Origin of the sequence: uncultured Roseibium sp., assembly GCF_947499295.1 — a bacterium.
GTDB lineage: Bacteria > Pseudomonadota > Alphaproteobacteria > Rhizobiales > Stappiaceae > Roseibium.
On the sequence record NZ_CANMNP010000024.1, the window covers coordinates 1 to 19782 of the forward strand.

General features: G+C 56.2%; 20 protein-coding genes. 8 read left to right on the plus strand and 12 right to left on the minus strand.

Annotated elements, in window-relative coordinates:
• The 5 genes from Q0835_RS26475 to Q0835_RS26495 form a co-directional block, all read left to right on the plus strand.
• The coding region (locus Q0835_RS26475; protein ID WP_366142411.1) for a TOBE domain-containing protein at window positions 1-201 on the plus strand (201 nt) is incomplete at its 5' end.
• 33 nt (window positions 202-234) lie between these two features.
• Window positions 235-981 carry a sugar phosphate isomerase/epimerase gene (locus Q0835_RS26480; protein ID WP_298965941.1) on the plus strand — a complete coding sequence of 249 codons (747 nt, stop codon included), beginning with the start codon at window positions 235-237 and terminating at the stop codon, window positions 979-981.
• A 9-nt stretch (window positions 982-990) separates the two neighbouring features.
• Entirely contained in the window at window positions 991-2112 is a 1122-nt protein-coding gene (locus Q0835_RS26485) for a Gfo/Idh/MocA family oxidoreductase (RefSeq protein ID WP_298965944.1), read from the plus strand.
• An 11-nt stretch (window positions 2113-2123) separates the two neighbouring features.
• A complete protein-coding gene (gene mgrA, locus Q0835_RS26490) occupies window positions 2124-3167 on the plus strand; it encodes an L-glyceraldehyde 3-phosphate reductase (RefSeq protein ID WP_298822691.1) in 1044 nt (347 codons plus the stop codon).
• 42 nt (window positions 3168-3209) lie between these two features.
• Complete coding sequence (locus Q0835_RS26495) at window positions 3210-4271, plus strand: sugar phosphate isomerase/epimerase (RefSeq protein WP_298965946.1); 1062 nt, start codon at window positions 3210-3212, stop codon at window positions 4269-4271.
• Window positions 4272-4367: 96 nt separating this feature from the next.
• Here Q0835_RS26495 and nqrF read toward each other — a convergent pair whose 3' ends face one another.
• From nqrF to Q0835_RS26525, 6 genes are read right to left on the minus strand one after another with little or no spacing between them, the layout of a single operon-like run.
• The gene (gene nqrF, locus Q0835_RS26500) at window positions 4368-5588 is read right to left on the minus strand and encodes an NADH:ubiquinone reductase (Na(+)-transporting) subunit F (protein ID WP_298822689.1); all 1221 of its coding nucleotides are present in this window, start codon (window positions 5586-5588) and stop codon (window positions 4368-4370) included.
• A gap of 12 nt (window positions 5589-5600) precedes the next feature.
• Entirely contained in the window at window positions 5601-6209 is a 609-nt protein-coding gene (nqrE, locus tag Q0835_RS26505; protein WP_152499008.1) for an NADH:ubiquinone reductase (Na(+)-transporting) subunit E, read from the minus strand.
• On the minus strand, window positions 6209-6862 hold the full coding sequence (locus tag Q0835_RS26510) for an NADH:ubiquinone reductase (Na(+)-transporting) subunit D (protein ID WP_152499009.1): 654 nt from the start codon (window positions 6860-6862) through the stop codon (window positions 6209-6211). The genes nqrE and Q0835_RS26510 overlap by 1 nt, the downstream gene beginning before the upstream one ends.
• Window positions 6862-7686 (minus strand): Na(+)-translocating NADH-quinone reductase subunit C, encoded by an 825-nt coding sequence (locus Q0835_RS26515; protein ID WP_298965949.1) that lies wholly within the window; start codon window positions 7684-7686, stop codon window positions 6862-6864. The genes Q0835_RS26510 and Q0835_RS26515 overlap by 1 nt, the downstream gene beginning before the upstream one ends.
• Window positions 7679-8878: an NADH:ubiquinone reductase (Na(+)-transporting) subunit B gene (locus Q0835_RS26520; protein ID WP_298965952.1), complete on the minus strand. Its 1200-nt coding sequence runs from the start codon at window positions 8876-8878 to the stop codon at window positions 7679-7681. Before Q0835_RS26520 ends, Q0835_RS26515 begins: the two co-directional genes overlap by 8 nt.
• Before the next feature lie 2 nt (window positions 8879-8880).
• On the minus strand, window positions 8881-10224 hold the full coding sequence (locus Q0835_RS26525; protein WP_298965955.1) for a Na(+)-translocating NADH-quinone reductase subunit A: 1344 nt from the start codon (window positions 10222-10224) through the stop codon (window positions 8881-8883).
• Between the two features lie 172 nt (window positions 10225-10396).
• Between Q0835_RS26525 and Q0835_RS26530 the strand changes: the two genes are divergently transcribed.
• The 3 genes from Q0835_RS26530 to Q0835_RS26540 all read left to right on the plus strand — a co-directional run bounded on the left by Q0835_RS26530 (window position 10397) and on the right by Q0835_RS26540 (window position 12484).
• The gene (locus Q0835_RS26530) at window positions 10397-11434 is read left to right on the plus strand and encodes an FAD:protein FMN transferase (protein WP_298965956.1); all 1038 of its coding nucleotides are present in this window, start codon (window positions 10397-10399) and stop codon (window positions 11432-11434) included.
• A 23-nt stretch (window positions 11435-11457) separates the two neighbouring features.
• Window positions 11458-11685, plus strand: a complete 228-nt coding sequence (nqrM, locus tag Q0835_RS26535; RefSeq protein ID WP_298965958.1) for a (Na+)-NQR maturation NqrM — start codon at window positions 11458-11460, stop codon at window positions 11683-11685.
• 277 nt (window positions 11686-11962) lie between these two features.
• On the plus strand, window positions 11963-12484 hold the full coding sequence (locus Q0835_RS26540; protein WP_298965959.1) for a CBS domain-containing protein: 522 nt from the start codon (window positions 11963-11965) through the stop codon (window positions 12482-12484).
• 81 nt (window positions 12485-12565) lie between these two features.
• Here Q0835_RS26540 and Q0835_RS26545 read toward each other — a convergent pair whose 3' ends face one another.
• The 6 genes from Q0835_RS26545 to Q0835_RS26570 all read right to left on the minus strand — a co-directional run bounded on the left by Q0835_RS26545 (window position 12566) and on the right by Q0835_RS26570 (window position 19717).
• Window positions 12566-13309 carry an SDR family oxidoreductase gene (locus tag Q0835_RS26545; RefSeq protein ID WP_298965962.1) on the minus strand — a complete coding sequence of 248 codons (744 nt, stop codon included), beginning with the start codon at window positions 13307-13309 and terminating at the stop codon, window positions 12566-12568.
• Window positions 13310-13397: 88 nt separating this feature from the next.
• Entirely contained in the window at window positions 13398-14825 is a 1428-nt protein-coding gene (locus tag Q0835_RS26550) for a carnitine 3-dehydrogenase (RefSeq protein ID WP_298965965.1), read from the minus strand.
• A complete protein-coding gene (locus tag Q0835_RS26555; RefSeq protein WP_298965967.1) occupies window positions 14822-15733 on the minus strand; it encodes a 3-keto-5-aminohexanoate cleavage protein in 912 nt (303 codons plus the stop codon). The genes Q0835_RS26550 and Q0835_RS26555 overlap by 4 nt, the downstream gene beginning before the upstream one ends.
• Before the next feature lie 9 nt (window positions 15734-15742).
• Window positions 15743-16528, minus strand: a complete 786-nt coding sequence (locus Q0835_RS26560; RefSeq protein WP_298965969.1) for a carnitinyl-CoA dehydratase — start codon at window positions 16526-16528, stop codon at window positions 15743-15745.
• Complete coding sequence (locus tag Q0835_RS26565) at window positions 16518-18560, minus strand: acetate--CoA ligase family protein (protein ID WP_298966026.1); 2043 nt, start codon at window positions 18558-18560, stop codon at window positions 16518-16520. Before Q0835_RS26565 ends, Q0835_RS26560 begins: the two co-directional genes overlap by 11 nt.
• A complete protein-coding gene (locus Q0835_RS26570; RefSeq protein WP_298965973.1) occupies window positions 18557-19717 on the minus strand; it encodes an acyl-CoA dehydrogenase family protein in 1161 nt (386 codons plus the stop codon). Before Q0835_RS26570 ends, Q0835_RS26565 begins: the two co-directional genes overlap by 4 nt.
• Window positions 19718-19782 lie beyond the last annotated feature (65 nt).

Below are 19782 nucleotides of genomic sequence, written 5' to 3' on the forward strand. Positions count from 1 at the left end.
GCCACAGTCCGCATGACAGCATCCGTCGAACTCGTCGAACCCCTCGGATCCGACACCCTCGCACGCGTCAATGCACAGAACCATACCCTTTGGGTCAGACTCGACGGACAGGCAAACATCAAAACAGGCGACAGAATCGACATCGGCTTCGAGCCAATGCGCGCAAACATATTCAGCAAAAATAACGAAATCAGAATCTGAGCCAGATTCTAATCCAACATCGGGAAAACACTCATGGATGTTTCATTCCAGCTCTATTCTGCACGCGAATTCACCCCTTGGGACGACGTTTTCAAACGTCTTGCCAAGCTAGGCTATACACAGGTCGAGGGTTTCGGAGGTGTTTACGAGGATCCGGCGGCCTGCCGGGACCTGCTTGACCAGACAGGCTTGAGCATGCCGTCCGGACATTTCTTTCCAATGGAACAGTTCGAAGACGACATCAACAAGGTCATCGCGACCGCCAAGACATTGGGCATGGAGCGTCTGTTCTGTCCGGCCCTGCCGCCCGATCAGCGGTCTGCCGATGCAGCTCACTGGCAATCCGTCGGTGAGCGGCTGGAAGCCATTGGCGCGAAAATCCGGGACGCAGGTCTGCGCTTCGGCTGGCACAACCATGATTTTGAGTTTGTCACCTGTGGCGACGGCCGATTGCCGATGGACATACTGCTTGAAACTGCGCCTTCCATTGAATGGGAAGCAGACATTGCCTGGATCGTCCGAGGCGGTCAGGACCCTCTGGCCTGGATTTCGAAATACGCCGACCGCATCACCACTGCCCATGTCAAGGACATCGCCCCCCAAGGCGAGTGCGCCGACGAAGACGGTTGGGCGGATGTCGGGCAGGGAACCATGGACTGGAAAACCATCATGGCCGCGTTGCGCAGTGCCGGTGTCAATCTGTTCATCATGGAACACGACAAACCTTCGGACGTCGACCGGTTTGCCGCCCGCTCTATCGAAGCCTTCCGCACATATTAAGGAACCATCATGAGTAAGACACTCGGCATCGGCGTACTGGGATGCGGAAACATTTCGGCTGCCTATATGCGTCTTGCCCCGCTTTTCAGGGGCATCGAAATGCGTGCCTGCGCCGACATCAAAGCGTCGGCCGCAAAAGCGCGTGCAGAGGAATTCAATCTGCGCGCGGAAACGGTCGACGGGCTGTTTGCAGCCAGTGACATCGATATCATCGTCAACCTGACGGTACCTGCCGCACACTTTGAGGTTTCAAAGAAGATCCTGGACGCCGGCAAACACGTTTATTCCGAAAAGCCCTTCGTACTGAATGTCGCGGAAGGACAGGACCTCGCGGCAATCGCCAAGGAGAAAGGTTTGCGCGTCGGCTCTGCACCTGACACGTTCCTGGGCGGCGCGCACCAGCTGGCCAGACACCTGGTCGACAGCGACGCTGTCGGCAAGATTACTTCGGGCACCTGTTTCGTTCAGAGCCCTGGCATGGAAATGTGGCATCCGAACCCGGATTTCTTCTTTCAGCCTGGCGGCGGACCCATCCTCGATCTCGGGCCCTACTATGTCTCCAACCTTGTTCAGTTGCTCGGCCCGGTAAAAAGGGTCTGTGCCATGAGCTCGTCCGGGTCCGAATATCGGACAATCACCTCCCAACCCCGTTTTGGTGACAAGATCAAGGTGGAAACGCCCACCACGATCCACGCGGTGATGCAATTTCATTCGGGCGCCCAGATAACGTATTGCGCCAGCTGGGACGTCTGGCAACATGGTCACTCCAATATGGAACTTTACGGCCTGGGCGGGACATTGCATGTACCCGATCCGAACTTCTTCGGCGGTGAAGTGCGGATGACTGAGAAGGGTGCTTACGTCAACATGTCGGATGCCTGGAACCATCCGTTCTCGAAAGCCAATGACGGCAGCAATGCAAACTATCGAACCGCAGGACTTGCGGACATGGCTCAGGCGATCCTGGCCGACCGGCCACACCGTTGCTCGCTGGAGTTTTCCCTGCATGCCGTGGATGTGATGACGTCAATCCTTGCATCGGGCGAGAGTGGGCAGTTTATTGATGTCGCAACCACCTGCGACCGTCCTGCTGCGCTCGATCCACAAGCAGCACAGGACCTTCTCACCTGATAGGAAATCAAATGACCTGGACTGCGGCGCCAACGCGCTATGACAATATGGTGTATCGCCGATGCGGCCAATCGGGCCTGAAGCTGCCGGCGATCTCGCTCGGGCTCTGGCATAATTTCGGTGAAGACACACCGCACGCGCTCAAGCGGGAAATCGCCTGCACGGCCTTTGACCTTGGCATTACGCATTTCGATCTTGCCAACAATTACGGGCCGAGGCCCGGTTCTGCCGAAAGCGCTTTCGGAGAATTGCTGCGAACCGACTTTGCGCCCTACCGAGATGAAATGATCATCTCGTCCAAGGCCGGCTATGGAATGTGGCCCGGCCCTTACGGGGAATGGGGCAGCCGCAAATACATGATTGCCTCCTGCGACCAGTCCCTGAAGCGGATGGGGCTGGATTATGTCGACATCTTCTATTCCCACCGTTTCGATCCGGACACGCCGTTGGAAGAGACGATGATGGCACTCGATCACATCGTGCGGTCCGGACGGGCACTCTATGTCGGCATTTCGTCCTACAATTCCAAACGCACGCGAGAGGCAACCGCGATCCTGAAAGAGCTGGGCACCCCCTGCCTGATCCACCAGCCGAGCTATTCCATGATCAATCGCTGGGTGGAAGAGGACGGCTTGCTGGACACGCTCGAGGAACTCGGTGTCGGATCCATTGCCTTTTCTCCGCTTGCCCAGGGCATGCTGACCAACAAGTATCTCAACGGGATCCCTGAAGACAGCCGGGCGACACAGGGAAAATCTCTCAAAAGCCAGTTCTTGAGCGACGACAATATCGAGACCATCAGAGCGCTCAACGCAATTGCCGAGCGAAGGGGCCAGACCCTTGCCCAGATGGCAATTGCCTGGGTTCTGCGGAACGGAAAAGTCACAACGGCTCTTATCGGTGCCAGCCGCGCTGAACAGGTCAGAGACTGTGTACGCACGGTGGAAAATCTCGATTTCACAGATGCTGAGCTTGAGGAAATAGCAGCCACGACACGCGAAGCTGACATCAATCTCTGGGCCGCATCAGCGGAACGGAAAGGACCGTCACGCTAAACGGACGTCACCACGACAGGTCAATAACTAAGGGAGGCAGCCATGGCCGGACTGATCAAGGGACCAGCGATTTTCCTGGCACAATTTGCAGGCGACGAAGCACCTTTCAATTCACTTCCCGCCATCACCAAATGGGCTGCAGACCTTGGTTACAAGGGCGTTCAGATTCCAACATTTGACGGACGCCTGTTCGACCTCGACAAGGCGGCCGAAAGTCAGACCTATTGCGACGACGTGAAAGGCATCTGCGCGGATGCCGGTGTCGAGATCACCGAACTTTCCACTCACCTTCAGGGGCAACTCGTGGCGGTACATCCAGCCTACGATCTTGCCTTTGACGGATTTGCGCCCGCAAACGTGCATGGCAACCCCAAGGCGAGGCAGGAATGGGCGGTCGACCAGATGAAAAAGGCGGCTGTCGCCAGTCGTCGCTTTGGCCTTGATGCTTCGGTCAGCTTCACCGGTTCGCTGGCATTCCCATATCTATATCCCTGGCCGCAGCGTCCCGCCGGTCTGATCGAAGAGGCTTTCAGGGAACTCGCCAACCGCTGGAAACCGATACTTGATGTCTATGAAGACAACGGTGTCGATGTCGGTTACGAGATCCACCCTGGAGAAGACGTCTTTGACGGGGCGACGTTCGAGATGTTCCTCGACGCACTGGGAGGTCACAAGCGCTGCCAGATCAACTACGATCCGTCGCATTTTCTGCTTCAGCAAATGGACTATCTGGCGTTTATCGACATCTACCATGAGCGCATCTGTGCCTATCATGTGAAGGATGCGGAGTTTAATCCGGATGGCCGGCAGGGCGTCTATTCAGGCTATCAGGGCTGGGTGAATCGGGCGGGCCGGTTCCGTTCACTGGGTGACGGTCAGGTTGATTTCTCCGGTATCTTTTCCAAGCTTGCACAACATGGCTATGACAGCTGGGCGGTGCTGGAATGGGAGTGCTGCCTGAAGTCACCCGAACAAGGCGCGGCAGAAGGCGCACCGTTCATTGAAAGCCACATCATCGAGGTGACGGACAAAGCCTTCGACGATTTTGCAGGCGCAGGAACGGATCAAGAGCAGATCCGCAGGATGCTTGGATTGACTTCCTGACACCGTGATTTTTCGCGCACCTGAACGCATTGAGCCGGCCAAAATCCAATTGGCCGGCTCATTGTTTTGTCAAAGGCAGTTCGGATCCACCTTGGATCAACCACCGAAGTCGTCGAGCATGATGTCTTCCCGATCCACGCCCAGATCCAGCAGCATATTGATGACGGACTGGTTCATGATCGGTGGTCCGCACATGTAGAATTCACAGTCTTCCGGTGCCGGATGATTTTTGAGGTACTCGTCGAAGAGGACGTTGTGGATGAAACCGGTATATCCCTTCCAGTCGTCTTCCGGCAGCGCATCTGACAGGGCCACATGCCATTCGAAATTCGAATTTTCGGCAGCAAGCGTGTCAAAGTCCTCAACAAAGAACATCTCGCGCTTTGAACGGGCGCCGTACCAGAAGCTGATCTTGCGCTTTGACTTCAGCCGCTTGAGCTGATCGAAAATATGGCTGCGCATCGGCGCCATGCCGGCACCGCCACCCACAAAGACCATTTCCCTCTCGGTTTCGCGCGCGAAGAACTCGCCGAAAGGACCGGAAATCGTGACCTTGTCGCCCGGTTTCAGGTTGAAGATGTAACTCGACATCTTTCCGGGAGGGATACCCTCCGATCCGGGGGGCGGCGAAGCTACGCGGACGTTGAGCATGATCATGCCCTTTTCTTCCGGGTAGTTTGCCATGGAATAGGCGCGCTCGAGCGGCTCGGCAACAACCGATTCGTATTGCCAGAGATTGAAGCGGTCCCAGTCCTCCCGGTATTCCTCTTCAACGTCAAAATCCGTGTATTTGAGATGGTGCGAGGGCGCTTCGATCTGAATATATCCACCGGCACGGAAATTGACGTCCTCGCCTTCGGGAAGCTCCAGCACCAGCGCCTTGATGAAGGTGGCAACATTCTCGTTCGAGCGAACGGTACATTCCCATTTCTTGACCCCGAAGACCTCTTCAGGAACTTCGATCACCATGTCCTGCTTCACCGCAACCTGGCATGACAGGCGGTCGCCGCACGCCGCTTCGCGCTTGGTGATATGGCTTTCTTCCGTTGGCAGAATCGAGCCACCTCCAGAGAAGATCTTCACCCGGCACTGGGCGCATGTGCCACCGCCGCCGCAAGCAGACGGCACGAAGAGTTTTTGCTCAGCCAGCGTTTGCAGCAATTTGCCACCCGCCGGAACCGAAATGGTCTTCTCGCCGTTGATGCTGATGTTGACATTGCCCACGGAGACAAGCTTCGAGCGGGCGGCCAGAATGATCGTGACAAGCGCAAGAACGATCAGCGTGAAGAGCAGGATGCCTAATCCGAATGTTGCCACAAGGCGCTCCCGTTACAGTTTGACGCCGCTGAAAGACATGAAGGCAAGTGCCATCAGTCCGGCAGTGATGAAGGTGATGCCCAGGCCCTGCAGGCCGTCTGGGATATCGGCATATTTCAGTTTTTCCCGAACGCCGGCCATCGCGGTGATCGCCAGTGCCCAACCAAACCCGGAGGAGAGCCCGTAGGTAACCGATTCGGTAAAATCGTAGTCTCGCTCAACCATAAAGAGCGAGCCGCCAAGAATGGCACAGTTCACCGTGATGAGCGGCAGGAAGACACCTAGAGCGTTGTAGAGCGGCGGAAAGTACTTATCGAGCACCATTTCCAGGATCTGAACCAGGGCGGCGATCACACCGATATAGGATATCAGACCGAGAAAGGTGAGGTCGACATCGCTGAAACCGGCCCAGGAGAGTGCTCCGGGGGCAAGCAGATAGGTCAGGATCAGATTGTTCGCCGGAACCGTGATCGCCTGAACGATCATGACCGAAATTCCAAGGCCAATAGCCGTGGAAATTTTCTTGGAAACGGCGATGAACGTGCACATGCCGAGAAAGAACGACAAGGCAAGGTTTTCGACAAAGATCGCCTTTACGGCAAGGGAGACCAGCTGTTCCATCAGTGTGCGTCCACCACCTGGATCTTGTATTCACGCTCTTCGACCTGTTCGGGTTTCCATGTTCGGAATGCCCAGATGAGCAGGCCGATGATGAAAAACGCGGACGGCGGCAAGAGCAGCATGCCATTGGGAACGTACCAGCCGTCATTGTTAACGGTCGGAAGCACCGTGATACCGAACAGGCTGCCGGCACCGAACAGTTCGCGAATGAAACCGACCAACATCAGGATCAGCCCATAGCCCAATCCGTTTCCAACACCATCGATGAAAGATGCAACCGGCGGGTTCTTCATGGCAAATGCTTCTGCACGGCCCATGACAATGCAGTTTGTGATGATCAGACCAACAAAGACGGACAGCGTCTTCGAGATTTCATAGGCATAAGCCTTGAGAACCTGATCCACGACGATCACCAGCGACGCAATGATCACCATCTGGACGATGATCCGGATTGCGCCCGGAATATGGTTCCGCAGCATCGAGATGAACATTGAAGAGAACCCTGTCACCAAGGTCACCGCAATGGACATGACAAGGGCCACCTGAAGCGACGAGGTCACCGCAAGAGCCGAGCAGATGCCCAGAACCTGCAAAGTGATCGGATTGTTGTCGACCAACGGATCGATCAGCATGCTTCTCTTGGTCTGCGCCATCAGATCGCTCCTGCTTTTACGTTGGCAAGGAAGGGGCCGTAGCCGCTTTCACCCATCCAGAACCGCACAAGATTGTCCACGCCGACCGAAGTCAGCGTCGCGCCGGCAAGCGCGTCGACATGATACTCTTTCCCCGCAGGCGGTGCCGTCTTAGCCACCGTGATCAGAAGATCGCCATTGTCATCCGTCAGTTTTTTACCGCTCCACAAGGCTTTCCAGCGAGGATTGTCCACTTCGGCACCGAGCCCGGGTGTCTCTGCGTGCTGATAGAACTGAAGTCCAAATATATCGTTGCCGTTGGCTTCCAGCGCCACGAAGCCGTAAAGCGTCGACCAGAGCCCGTATCCGTGTACCGGCAGGATGATCTTGTCGATCGACTTATCTTCCTTGCGCAGCAGATATATGGTCCGGAAGTTCGATTGGCGGCCAATGCCGGCTGGGTCGTCAGTCAGCGCACGGCTGAGTTCGGGATCATCGGCAGCAGCCAAGTCGTCGAATGTCGCGGGATCGAACTCCGTCGTGAATTCGCCCGTTGCCAGGTCAAGTACATGCGGTTCGAAGGCATTGAATGCTTCCGGTATGTTCTCACCGGGCGTATAGACGCCGGCAACCTGCAGGATATTGATCTGCTTGTCCCTGAGCTTGTTGACGTCCTGAATCGGACGCAACGAGACGGCCGTCGCGGAGACGACCATCGACGCGACCAGACACAGCGTAACGGCAACAAAAACGGTCTTGGGAACCGAATCCGCCGGCAAGTCCAGAAAACGCCGGACGAACCCTTTGTTTGGACGGTCGCCCTGATGTCCGTTGTCGTCAGGCATTTCGTTTCGCCCTGCGTTTGATGTTCGCCTGCACCACAAAATAATCAATAAGCGGCGCAAAAACATTACCGAACAAGATGGCCAGCATCATCCCTTCCGGAAAGGCCGGATTGATGACCCTGATCATCACAACCATAAACCCGATCAAGGCCCCGTAAATATAACGGCCAAGATTGGTGTGAGACGCGGACACCGGCTCTGTGACCATGAAGACCAGGCCGAACGCATATCCACCGACGACAAGATGCCAATACCAAGGCATTGCGAACATCGGATTGGTGTCCGAGCCGATCAGGTTGAGCAGCGTCGAAAAGGCTATCATCCCGCCGAGACAGCCGACAACGAGATGCCAATTCGCAATCTTGGTGATCAGCAAAAAGGCAAGGCCGATCATGCAGGCAAGCGTGGAGGTTTCGCCGATGCTGCCTTGAATGATGCCGATGAAGGAATCGAACCAGGTCATGCCATGTGCCGCGAGCTGCAGGTAACCGTCCGAAGAGCCCACGGACAAAGCCGTTGCTCCTGAAAAACCGTCGACCGGTGTCCAGATCGTGTCTCCGGACATCTGCGCCGGATAGGCAAAATAGAGGAAGGCACGGCCGGTTAGGGCCGGATTAAGGAAGTTCTTGCCGGTTCCGCCAAAGACTTCCTTGCCAATGACCACGCCGAAAGAGATCCCCAGAGCGACCTGCCAGAGCGGTGCGGACGGCGGAAGGATCAGCGCGAAGAGCATGGACGTTACGAGGAAACCCTCGTTGACTTCATGGCCGCGCACTGTTGCAAAGAGCACTTCCCAAATTCCGCCAACCACGAGCGTCGTGATGTAAATCGGCAGAAAATAAAGCAATCCGTGCATGAAATTGGCAAATGGGTTGGCCGGATTAAAGCCGATCCCGAGAGCCTCGATGATCCAGGCCCTCCATCCCGACGCACCGTAAGTGGCAATGGCCGAATTGACCTGAAAGCCAACGTTATAGAGGCCAATCAATATGCACGGGATTGTCGCAATGACCACGTAGGTCATGATCCGCTTCATGTCGACATAGGAGCGGGCATGCGGTGCGGCGGTGGTGACCGTCTTCGGCGTATAGATGAAGCTTTCCACCATCTCGTAGACGGGGAAAAGTTTTTCATATTTACCGCCCTTAACGAAATAGGGCTCGATGCGGTCGAAGAAGTTGCGAAGGCCCAACTCTAGCCCTCCTTCTCAATTTTCGTGAGGCAGTCGCGCAAGGCAATGCCATATTCATATTTCGCTGGACAGGCAAATCCCACAAGTCCCAGGTCTTCCTCATCCAGCTCCAGTGCGCCAAGCGCCTGGGCCTGATCAGTGTCCATCACAAGCAGCGCGCGCAGCAACTGTGTCGGCAGGAAATCTTGCGGCATCAGCTCTTCGAACGTGCCCAGGGGCACCATGGCCCTGCGCCCGCCGTTCAAGTTTGAAGTCAACGCATAAAGTTTCTTGGAAAAGGCAGACCCCAGAACCGGCTGTAGAGCGTATTTCGAGGGCATTGGACGGATCCAGCCCATCGGGATCTGTTTGTGGTCTTCTTCAATCAGTGTGATCTGCCGCGCGTAACGTCCCAGATACGCGCTCGGTCCTTCGCCAAGGCGACCGCTGAGAATGGAACCCGATATGAGCCGGACCGGATCGTCTCCCGTGAGTTCATTTTCCGACAGCTCAAGCATCGAAGCGCCGGTGACAGTGCGAATCAAACGGGGATTGCTGCAACACGGACCGGATAGGGCAATGATCCTTTGCGGATCGTATTGCCCCGTTTCAAGGAGACGCCCTATGGAAATCACGTCCTGATAGCCGATCGTCCAGACTGTTTTTTCCGATGACGGCACTTCCAGGAAGTGGATGTGCGTTCCTGCCAGTCCAGCCGGGTGAGGGCCGGAGAATCCGACGGTTTCGACCCCTGCCACATCGGTTCCAGGAACAGCGGCCCCGGTTTCGCAGCACAGATATGTGCGACCATCGCTCAGTGAAGCAACCGCCTCGAGGCCTTTTGCAAAGGCAGCGGCATGCTCAGAAAGCACCACTGCTGGATCCGGCGAGAGCGGTTCAGTATCCATTGCGTTGACAAATATTGCCGCCGGGCGTGCTTCCGGTGCCGGAATTTTTGAGTATGGTCGCGTGCGGAAGGATGTCCAAAGTCCTGAGGCGCACAGACGCTCGATGAGACCTTCACGTGTCGTGGCGTCGCCGATATCGGAAAAATCAACGGGTTCGGCCGCTTCGCTGTCGACTTCGATTTCGACACTGACAAGGATACGGCGAGCGCCGCGATTGACAGCCTTTACCCGACCCGATGCGGGCGAAGCGACCATCACGTCCGGTGTGTCCTTGTGGAAGAGCAGCGGTGCGCCCAATGCGACCACATCCCCTTCCTTAACAAGCAGTCTCGGCTTCAGACCAATATAGTCCGCAGCAATGACCGCGACCGTGCTTGTTTCGCGAGTTTCGCTGATCTGTTGATCCGGTGCCCCCAGCACAGGTAGATCCAGACCTTTCTTGAGCTTATAGCTTTGCACGCATCTGGCCTCCAGAATTCGACAAAACGCGGTATCCTACGTTTTTGCGCCCGTAAAAAGGACTAATTTGCCAACTAGCTACATTTTTTTGTTGAATCGTACTCCAGAACCGATGAAAAGCGCCCATAGAACGTCGGCAAACGCCGCAAGTGACCGATCGGAGGCTGTTATCGTGCCAACTCACATCAAATTCTCCCGACGGGGTTTCATCCTGATGTCGCTCACTACTCTGGCCGCCTGTAAGGGCGGTGCGGATGTCATTGAGCTGACGGGATCGACAATGGGTACGAACTACTCGGTGACGGCTCTAGACCATGATCGCGCTGTCGACAAGGACGACTTGCAACGCGCAGTCGAAAACAGCCTGTTGAACGTGAACGCACAAATGTCGAACTGGGATCCCAAATCCGAGGTTTCCCGTTTCAATTCCCTGACTTCAACGCAGCCTTTGACGGTGTCGAAGGATCTGGCAATGGTCGTTCAGGCGGCCAAGGACGTCAATCAGGCGAGTGGCGGTCAATTTGACGTAACGCTGGGGCCCGTCATCGAGGCTTGGGGTTTTGGCGCTGAGGGCGGTCACAAGAACGCACAACCTGACCCGGTCAAACTTGCCAAAGCGGTTGAAGCTGCAGGCAAAAGCCAAGCGTTGCATATTGACGGAAACAAACTCAGTAAAAGCGATCCTGCCGCCCGTATCTACCTGCCTTCCATTGGCAAAGGCTATGGTGTCGACCAGATGGCGAAGGTTGTCAGGGGCTTTGGTCTAACCGACTTCATGGTTGAAATCGGTGGCGACCTTTATGTCTCCGGTCTGAATGCGGACGGCCTGGATTGGCAAATCGGTATCGAATCACCTGATGCGCACAATCGCCAAGCCTACAGGATCGCCAGTGTTTCCAATCTTGGTATGGCGACGTCTGGCGATTACAGAAATTACTTCGAACAGGATGGCGTGCGCTATTCTCACATTCTGGATGCGCACAGCGGTCGTCCGATTACGCACAGGACAGCCTCGGTCACGGTTCTTGCGGAAAACACCATGCTTGCCGATGCCTGGTCCACCGCTATGTTGGCACTAGGGACCGAGCGCGGTCTTGAACTTGCAAATCAGCGTGACCTCGCCGTCATGTTCATTGATCGCGGCGGCGTAGCCGATGAGAAAAACTTCATCGCCACCAACAGCAAGCGCTTCACAGCATTGCAGGCATAGCATCTGATCGGGCCAAGACCTTGTTGACCTTTGTTTTAGCGTTTGTGTTGTTGATTACGGTCATGGTCGGCATGGCGATCGGCGTGATTTTCTCAGGCAAAACCATCAAAGGCAGCTGTGGTGGGCTGAATGCAATTGCCGATGCGGATCACTGCATGGTTTGCAACAAGGAAATCGATCCGAACAGTCCGCTCAGAGACCGTCTGGCTTGCCCGAGAGCTCGCAAGATGTTGGCGAACAAGGAAGCCTGACGCGATTCCATGAGTGTCAGGCTGTTACCGGTATGAACGCCACGACCGCCAGACAAGTGGCTGCAATTAATCCGAACAACCACAGTTTCCATCGCGGTCCCTCTTTCACCCAAACACGGCGGTACTGGTATCCCGCGAGGCAAGCCGCCACGAAAAAAATCGTCGCGGTCATGGGTGTTAGAAACAATTCTTGCAATTGAAGAGTTCCTTAGGCCGATTTGTTTCGGTTAGGCTGTGTCATGCGTTATTGCTGGACCCACAGGAAGGAGCCACTCTCATGCCAAGCTCTTATCAGGCCCCGAGCCGAAAAGACAAGCAGCAGGCTACGACACATAGCCAGTCTTCCAGTACGAACACGACCAAGGAAACAGCGACCGTCGGCAAAATTCTTGCGTCAAAAGGCAACGACCTCCATGCGCTTCGTCCGCAAAACACACTGCATGAAGCGGTCGAGATGTTGCGCGACAAGCGAATCGGTGCGCTGGTGGTAAAGAATTCCGAAGGCGGTCTTCAAGGTATTTTGTCCGAACGAGACATCGTTCGAAAGCTGGCCGAAACGCCGGGGCAAACCCTCGCCCAGAAAGTTGAAGATGTCATGACCACCAATGTGGAGGTCTGCCACCCTGACGATGCCCTGATAACCGTGCTGCGTAAAATGACGGAAGGACGCTTCAGGCATATGCCGGTTGTCGATGAAGGTAACCTCGTCGGTATTGTTACCATCGGTGACGTCGTCAACTACCGGCTGAACGAGCTCGAATACGAGGCACTTCAACTGAAACAACTTATCGTCGGTTAAGAAACAACGGAGGAAACTCCGCTTTCAAAAACACCGTCAAGCTGCGGCAAAATCTGAGACAAGCCGCAGCCTGAAACTGCGTCAAAGTGCGAGCACACCGCCATCGACAGCAATCGCCTGACCGGTCAGATACGAATTGGCAGGCCGCAATAGCGACAGCATCGTTTCCACGATTTCTGCCGGCTCGCCAAGCCGCTTCATTGGCACGCCTGCCGCCAGAAATTCTTCGCGATCTGCAAAGCCGCTTTCGGTCATGAGCGGTGTCGGGCTGAAAAACGGACAAACAGCGTTGACGCGGACGTTGTGACGCGCGAACTCAACCGCGGCGGTTCGCGTCAGTCCGACGACCGCATGTTTGGACGCCGCATAGGCCGAAAGTTTTGGAGCTGCGTTCAAGCCTGCGACCGAGGCCACGTTCAAGATCGCTCCCCCCTGATCAAGCATCAAGGGTATCTGGTGCTTCATTCCAAAGAACACGCCCTTGGCATTGACGGAATAACACTGGTCAAGATCGTCTTCGCTCGTTTCCAGGAGACCTTTCATGGGTGGAGCAAATCCGGCGTTGTTCACCGCAAGATCCAGACTGCCGAATGCGTCACGCGCCTTGGCACAGAGTGCCTCGACATCCGCTTCCCGCGAGACATCACAGCGTGCGAACCGAACGGCCCCGGAAAGACTTGTCGCAACAGTACGAAGACGCGCGTCCGCAATGTCTCCAAGGATCAAGTCAGCACCCTGTGCAGATAGTTTTTCAGCAAGCAGCTTGCCAAATCCGCTAGCTGCGCCGGTGATGAGTACGCTCTTTCCAGCAAACTCGGATGTCATCTGATGGTCCTGACTGTTGCGCGCCGCTCAGTCGGACAGCAGATGCATCGGATTGCAAGGATTATTCATTCAATGCCAATGAACGACGCTATCCCACCTGACTTTTTTGGCCCACGTATCGGCCCGCGCCTTCCGGCAATGGCAGCTTCTCGTGATTTCCCGCAAAATTGCCGAGCCTGGAGGCGACAACCGCTTCAGGAGGGCAACTCGACCGTGAATTCAGATCAACGTGAAGCAGCAACGTTTCCATGGTCGCCGCGAGCTTGCCGTCCGCGTTTTTCAGAAAATGAAACAATTTCATTTTCTTGCCTTCGCCCTCAAGAACCTGTGTCGTGATGATGAGGCGCTCACCCTCTTTCAGCTCGTCCAGATAGCGAAGGTGATTCTCAACGGTAAAGTAGCTCTGCCCGGCGGCGACGTAGTCGGCGTCTGCTCCAATCAACTCCATAAAACGGTCCGTGGCTGCCGCGCCCGCTTCCAGATAGCACGCCTCGTTCATGTGACCATTGTAGTCGGTCCAGCTCTGCGGGATTTGCCGGTCACCCGTGATCGGAAGCGTTGCGGATACTGATTGCGGCAATGAGCTTTCGTGAGAAGAAATGACCCCTCCCGCACCGCTTCCGCCTTTCTTCAAGCTCCGCAGCAAACCAACGAGATTGTCGTCCCGCAGCCGCTCCAGCTCGCGGATCGACATATGCCCGGACTGAGTGTCGGATTGGCCCGCAATCAGATCGACAAGATCCTCCGTGAATTCCGGAACATCCATCAATTTTGTCCAGGGCCACTCCAGCGCGGGTCCGAACTGAGCCATGAAATGCTTCATGCCGGCTTCTCCCCCCGCAACCCGATAGGTTTCAAAGAGCCCCATCTGTGCCCAGCGCAAGCCAAAACCCATGCGGATGGCTTCGTCGATTTCCGCAGTTGTCGCAACGCCGTCTTTGACGAGCCAAAGACTTTCCCGCCAGACCGCCTCCAGGAGACGGTCGGCAATATGGGCTTCAATTTCCTTGCGAACGATCAGCGGGAACATGCCGATGTCGCGCAGGATGTTTGCCGCCCGTTCTGTTTCCGACTTCTCGCCAACGAGTTCCACCAGCGGCAATAGGTAAACCGGATTGAACGGATGAGCGACAATTGCCCGGCCGCCATCGTGATTCAGCTCTGACGGTTTGAAGCCTGATGTGGAAGACCCGATGACCGCATCTCCTTGCGCAAGGTCAGTCAGATTTCCAAGGACCTTGTGTTTCAGCTCTAGTCGCTCCGGGACACTTTCCTGTATCCATACGGCACCTTGAACAGCGTCGACGAGATCTGCGTGAAATGTCAGTTGCCCCTCTTCAGGCAGAGATCTGTCATAAAGTGCCGGAAGACTGCGGCGGGCATTTTCGATCACTTCGCCGATTTTGCGTTGAGCTTCCGGATCCGGGTCAAACACGGCAACGTCCCAGCCGTTGAGCAGAAAACGCGCCGCCCAACCGCCACCGATGACCCCACCTCCGACGATTGCGGCCTTCATGCGGGAGCCCTCAGTGTCAGGTCCAATCTGCCGCGCACCTCAGAAGGCCCGATCAATCTGGCACCCATGCCTTCAATAACGCCTGCAGCCTTTTCAACCAGTTGAGCGTTGGTTGCCAGAACTCCCTTTTCCAGAAAGAGATTATCTTCCAGTCCAACACGCACATTGCCGCCTGCGAGCACGGACGCCGCAACAAAAGGCATTTGGTCACGGCCGAGGCTGAATGCAGACCAGGACCAGTCATTTGGGATCGCGTTGACCATGGCCATGAATGTGTTCAGGTCATTGGGCGCTCCCCAGGGCACACCCATGCAAAGCTGGACCAGAGCCGGTGACGCCAGTGTTCCTTCTTCAACAAGTTGCCTGGCAAACCACAAATGGCCCGTGTCAAAAGCTTCGATTTCGGGCTTCACACCCAATTCCGTCATCATGGAACCCATGACGCGCAGCATGCCGGGCGTGTTTGTCATGACATAGTCGGCTTCGGCAAAGTTCATCGTGCCACAATCAAGCGTGCAGATCTCCGGCAAGCACTCCCTGATATGAGCCATCCGTTCCGTGGCCCCGATCATGTCGGATGCTTTCTCATTGACCGGAAAAGGTGCTTCGGTTGAACCGAATACAATATCGCCGCCCATGCCTGCGGTCAGGTTGAGCACGACATCCACCTCAGCTGAGCGAATGCGGTCCGTCACTTCCCGGTAAAGATCCAGCCGGCGGGAAGGTGCTCCGGTTTCCGGGTCGCGGACGTGACAATGCACGATTGCGGCCCCCGCCTTGGCGGCGTCGATCGCGCTTTCAGCAATCTGGGCAGGGCTGCGCGGGACATGAGGTGATTTGTCTTGCGTGCCGCCGGACCCGGTTACCGCGCAGGTGATGAAAACCTCGCGATTCATTTGCAATGGCATCTTGATCTCCTATCGGCCCTTCCAGACCGGATCTCGTTTCTCGGCAAAGGCACGCGCGCCTTCCTTCTGGTCTTCCGACCGGTAAAGTGTCTCGACCGTTTCAAACTGGCTTGCGGTGATGCGGTTCAGCGCGTCCTGAAATTTCATGTCTTCCGCCTCGCGCACAACTTCCTTGATTGCGGCGTAGACAAGGGGGGGACCGGAGGCCAGCAGTTCAGCCAGCTTCCGTGCCTCGTTCATCAGGTTTTCGGCGGGGTAGATGTGATTGATCAAGCCCCAGCGCGCCGCCTCCTCCGCATCCAACCATCGACCGGTGAACAGCATTTCCATCGCAATGTGGTAGGGGATACGTTTCGGTAATTTGATGCTGGCCGCATCTGCGACCGTACCGGAGCGGATTTCCGGCAAGGCAAAGGTTGCATGACCGGCAGCAAGGATCATGTCGGCGGAGAGAGCCAGTTCCAGACCGCCGCCACAGCAGATACCGTTCACTGCAGCAATCACGGGCTTGTTCAAGCCGCGCAATTCCTGAAGGCCGCCGAACCCGCCCTTGCCGTAGTCGCCGTCAACAGCATCGCCATCCGCCGCTGCCTTGAGATCCCATCCCGGACAGAAGAACTTTTCGCCGGCGCCGGTGACAATGGCGACCCTTAGCTGCGGATCATCACGAAACTCCGTGAAGACCTCGCCCATGATCCGGCTGGTGGCCAGGTCGATGGCATTTGCCTTGGGCCGGTCGAGTGTCACTTCAAGAACATGTCCGTCCCTGCGGACCTTGATCGGTTCATCGTTCATATTCCGCTCCACACTTGATCAACGCGTCCGCCGCGATGGCAAAATCCTTTCCGCACAACAACGGATTGATTTCCACTTCCTCGCTCGGCACCGATGACACAAATTCCTGCACTGCCATGACGGCAGAAATGATCGCAGGTAAATCGCAAGCTTGCCTGCCCCGATACCCCTTCAGAACTTTGCCGATTCTCAAGGAGTTGAGCGCCGCCTCAATCTCCGCGGGGCAGGTCGGCAATATCAGGGAAACACTGTCATCAAGAAGTTCAGTCAGGATGCCACCGGCACCGAGCGTCAAAACGTATCCGTGGGCCGGGTCCAGAACGACGCCGACCAGCAGTTCGGCAAATGCGTCCGTGACCATTTCCTCAACCAGCAGAGATGATACCGGCATTCCGATGGCAGCCTCTTTCACGTCATCCAACGAACCAAGGTTGAGAGCAACGGCCCCTGCTTCGGTTTTGTGAGCGAATCCTGTGGCCTTCAAAACAACGGGCAAACCGATTGATTGTGCTGCTTCGACAGCCTGCTGGCACGAATGTGCGAGGCGTCTCTTCGGTGCCTGAAGGCCATACGCGGAAAGTACGTCTTTTGCGCTATTCTCCGTCAATGTGATTGTTTCACCGATGGATTCCGGTGCCAGAATGTCTTTTCGTGTCAGCGTCCGATTGCAGGACGCAACCGCGCCAATCGCTTCGAGCGCTTCCGCCATGCCGCACAAGGGCACAATGTTTCGATTGATAAGATCGCGTGCAATTGTTTCAGGCAAAGTTTCTGAAAGTGAGCTCAAGACAGCTATTGGTTTGCCGCTTTGTTTGGTGGCGGCTTCGATCGCGTCGATCACCTTGAGCCACTCTCCGGCCGAACACCGGTCCTGGCGCGGGAAATCAAGAACGACGATGCCCAAAGACGCCGGGCCGGACATCATGGCGCCAAAAGCGCGGCTCATGGCATCAACATCGCCCCAGATATAAGTGTGGTAGTCGAGAGGATTTGCGAGGGCAACCTTGGGACCGAGCACTTCGCGAAGCAGATCTTTTTGGGTTTCAGTCAGGTCCGGAAACCGGGTCGAGCAACTTTTGGCTATATCTGCCATCAAGCTGGCTTCGCCACCGGAACAGGACATTGACGCCAATTCCGCATTGGGAAGAGCTCCGGTCACATGCACCAGTTTCAATGCTTCAAGCAGCACCGGCAAGCTGCTGACTTCAGCAATGCCAAGCCGCCTGAAAAGAGCCGATGAGCCGGCTGAACTGCCGGCTATCGCGGCCGTATGAGAAATTGCGGCGCGACGAGCCTGTTCCGACTTTCCAACTTTGAGGGCAATTATGGGCTTCCCCATTGAATTGGCCCTGCGCGCCAATCGCTCGAATTGGCCAAGATCGCCAATTCCCTCAATGTGCAGGCCAAGCGCAGTCACCCGGTCATCGTCCAGCAGTGCTTCGCAGATCTGTGACATGCCCGTTTGTGCCTGATTGCCTACCGTGACCAGGTAGGAAACCGGCAACCCCCTGGCCTGCATCGTCAGGTTCAGGGCAATATTGGAAGACTGAGAGACAATCGCGACACCTCGGCCCACTGCCTCAAGGCCATGTTGGTCCGGCCAGAGCGCGGCACCGTCAAGCGCGTTGATGAAGCCATAGCAGTTTGGGCCCAGTACCGGCATGTCACCTGCCGCCTCGACAAGCGCACCCTGAAGACCGGCGCCGTCGGACAACTCGGCTGCAGCTTCCTGAAAGCCGGACGCAAAACAAACCGCTCCGCCGGCATTCATAGCCGCAAGCTCTCTGACGATGTCAACCGTCGCGATCCGATTGACGCCTATGTAGGCAGCGTCCGGAACGATCGGCAATCTGTCCAGCGAAGGCAATGTGGCACAGCCGGCGATCTCCGCGCGCGTTGGATGAACCGCCCAGAGCTCACCATCGAAGCCGAACTTCCGGCATTCACGAACCACATTTTCGCACCAGCGGCCTCCGCCGATCACGGCAATGGATTTTGGGCGCAACAGACGGTCAAGTGCCTGCATCCTCAGGCTCCAAGCGGGCGGAAGAGATCGCGGCTGATGATGTGGCGCTGGATTTCGCTGGTGCCATCCCAAATTCGTTCGACGCGCGCATCCCGCCAGAAACGTTCGATTGGAAAGTCGTCCATGAGACCCATTCCACCGTGGATCTGAAGCGTTGCGTCCGTAACCCTTGCCAGCATTTCGGTTGCGTAGAGCTTCGCGCTTGCGATCTCCCTGTTTGCCGGAAGACCTTCGTCCAGCCGCCAGGCGCCCGCCAATGTCAGCCAGTCGGCTGCGTCGATCTCCGTGATCATGTCGGCAATTTGGAAGCTGACCCCTTGAAATTTTGCGATCTGCTGACCGAATTGCCTTCGTTCGACAGCGTAGGATACAGCGTGGTCGAAACAGCGGCGTGCCCTGCCGACGCTCATTGCCGCAACCGTCAGCCGCGTGGCATAGAGCCATTCGTTCATGACCTCAAAACCACCATCGACCTTGCCGAGCACCTGGGCATCCGGCAGCCGGCATCCATCAAAATAGAGGATGTAATTCTTGTAACCGCGATGGCTGACGGATTTGTAGCCGTCCCGGACTTCAAAACCCGGCGTGTCCCTGTCGACCAGAAAGCATGTGATCCTCTTTTTCGGACCCTTGTCGGTGTCATCGACACCCGTTGCAACGAACACGATAAAGAAATCGGCATGTTCAGCGCCGGAGATGAAGTGTTTGGAACCGGTCACGACCCAGTCACCGCCCTCGCGCACTGCCTGACATTTCATGCCGCGGACATCTGATCCGGCGTCCGGCTCAGTCATGGCGAGGGCGTCCATTTTCTCACCCCGCACAGCGGGCAACAGGTAGCGCTCCCGCTGATCACCTTCGCAGGCCATCAAAATGTTTTGCGGGCGGCCGAAGAAGTGCGTCAGCGCCATTGATCCACGACCTAGTTCACGCTCCACAAGCGTGAAATCCAAATGACTCAGTCCGGCGCCCCCAACTTCTTCCGGGAAATTGCAGGCGTAAAATCCGAGGTTCAGACATTTGCGCTTGATCTCTTCACCCAATTCCAGCGGCACGTCACCGGTCTGCTCCACCAGTTGCTCGTGCGGATAGATTTCGTTCTCGACGAATGATCTGACCGTAGAGACGATCATGTCCTGTTCTTCGCTCAAACCAAACTGCATGCGGCTGCTCCTGTTGCGCCAAGACAGGCAGCATGAGACAACGCGCCCTCAATAATCGTGCTGTT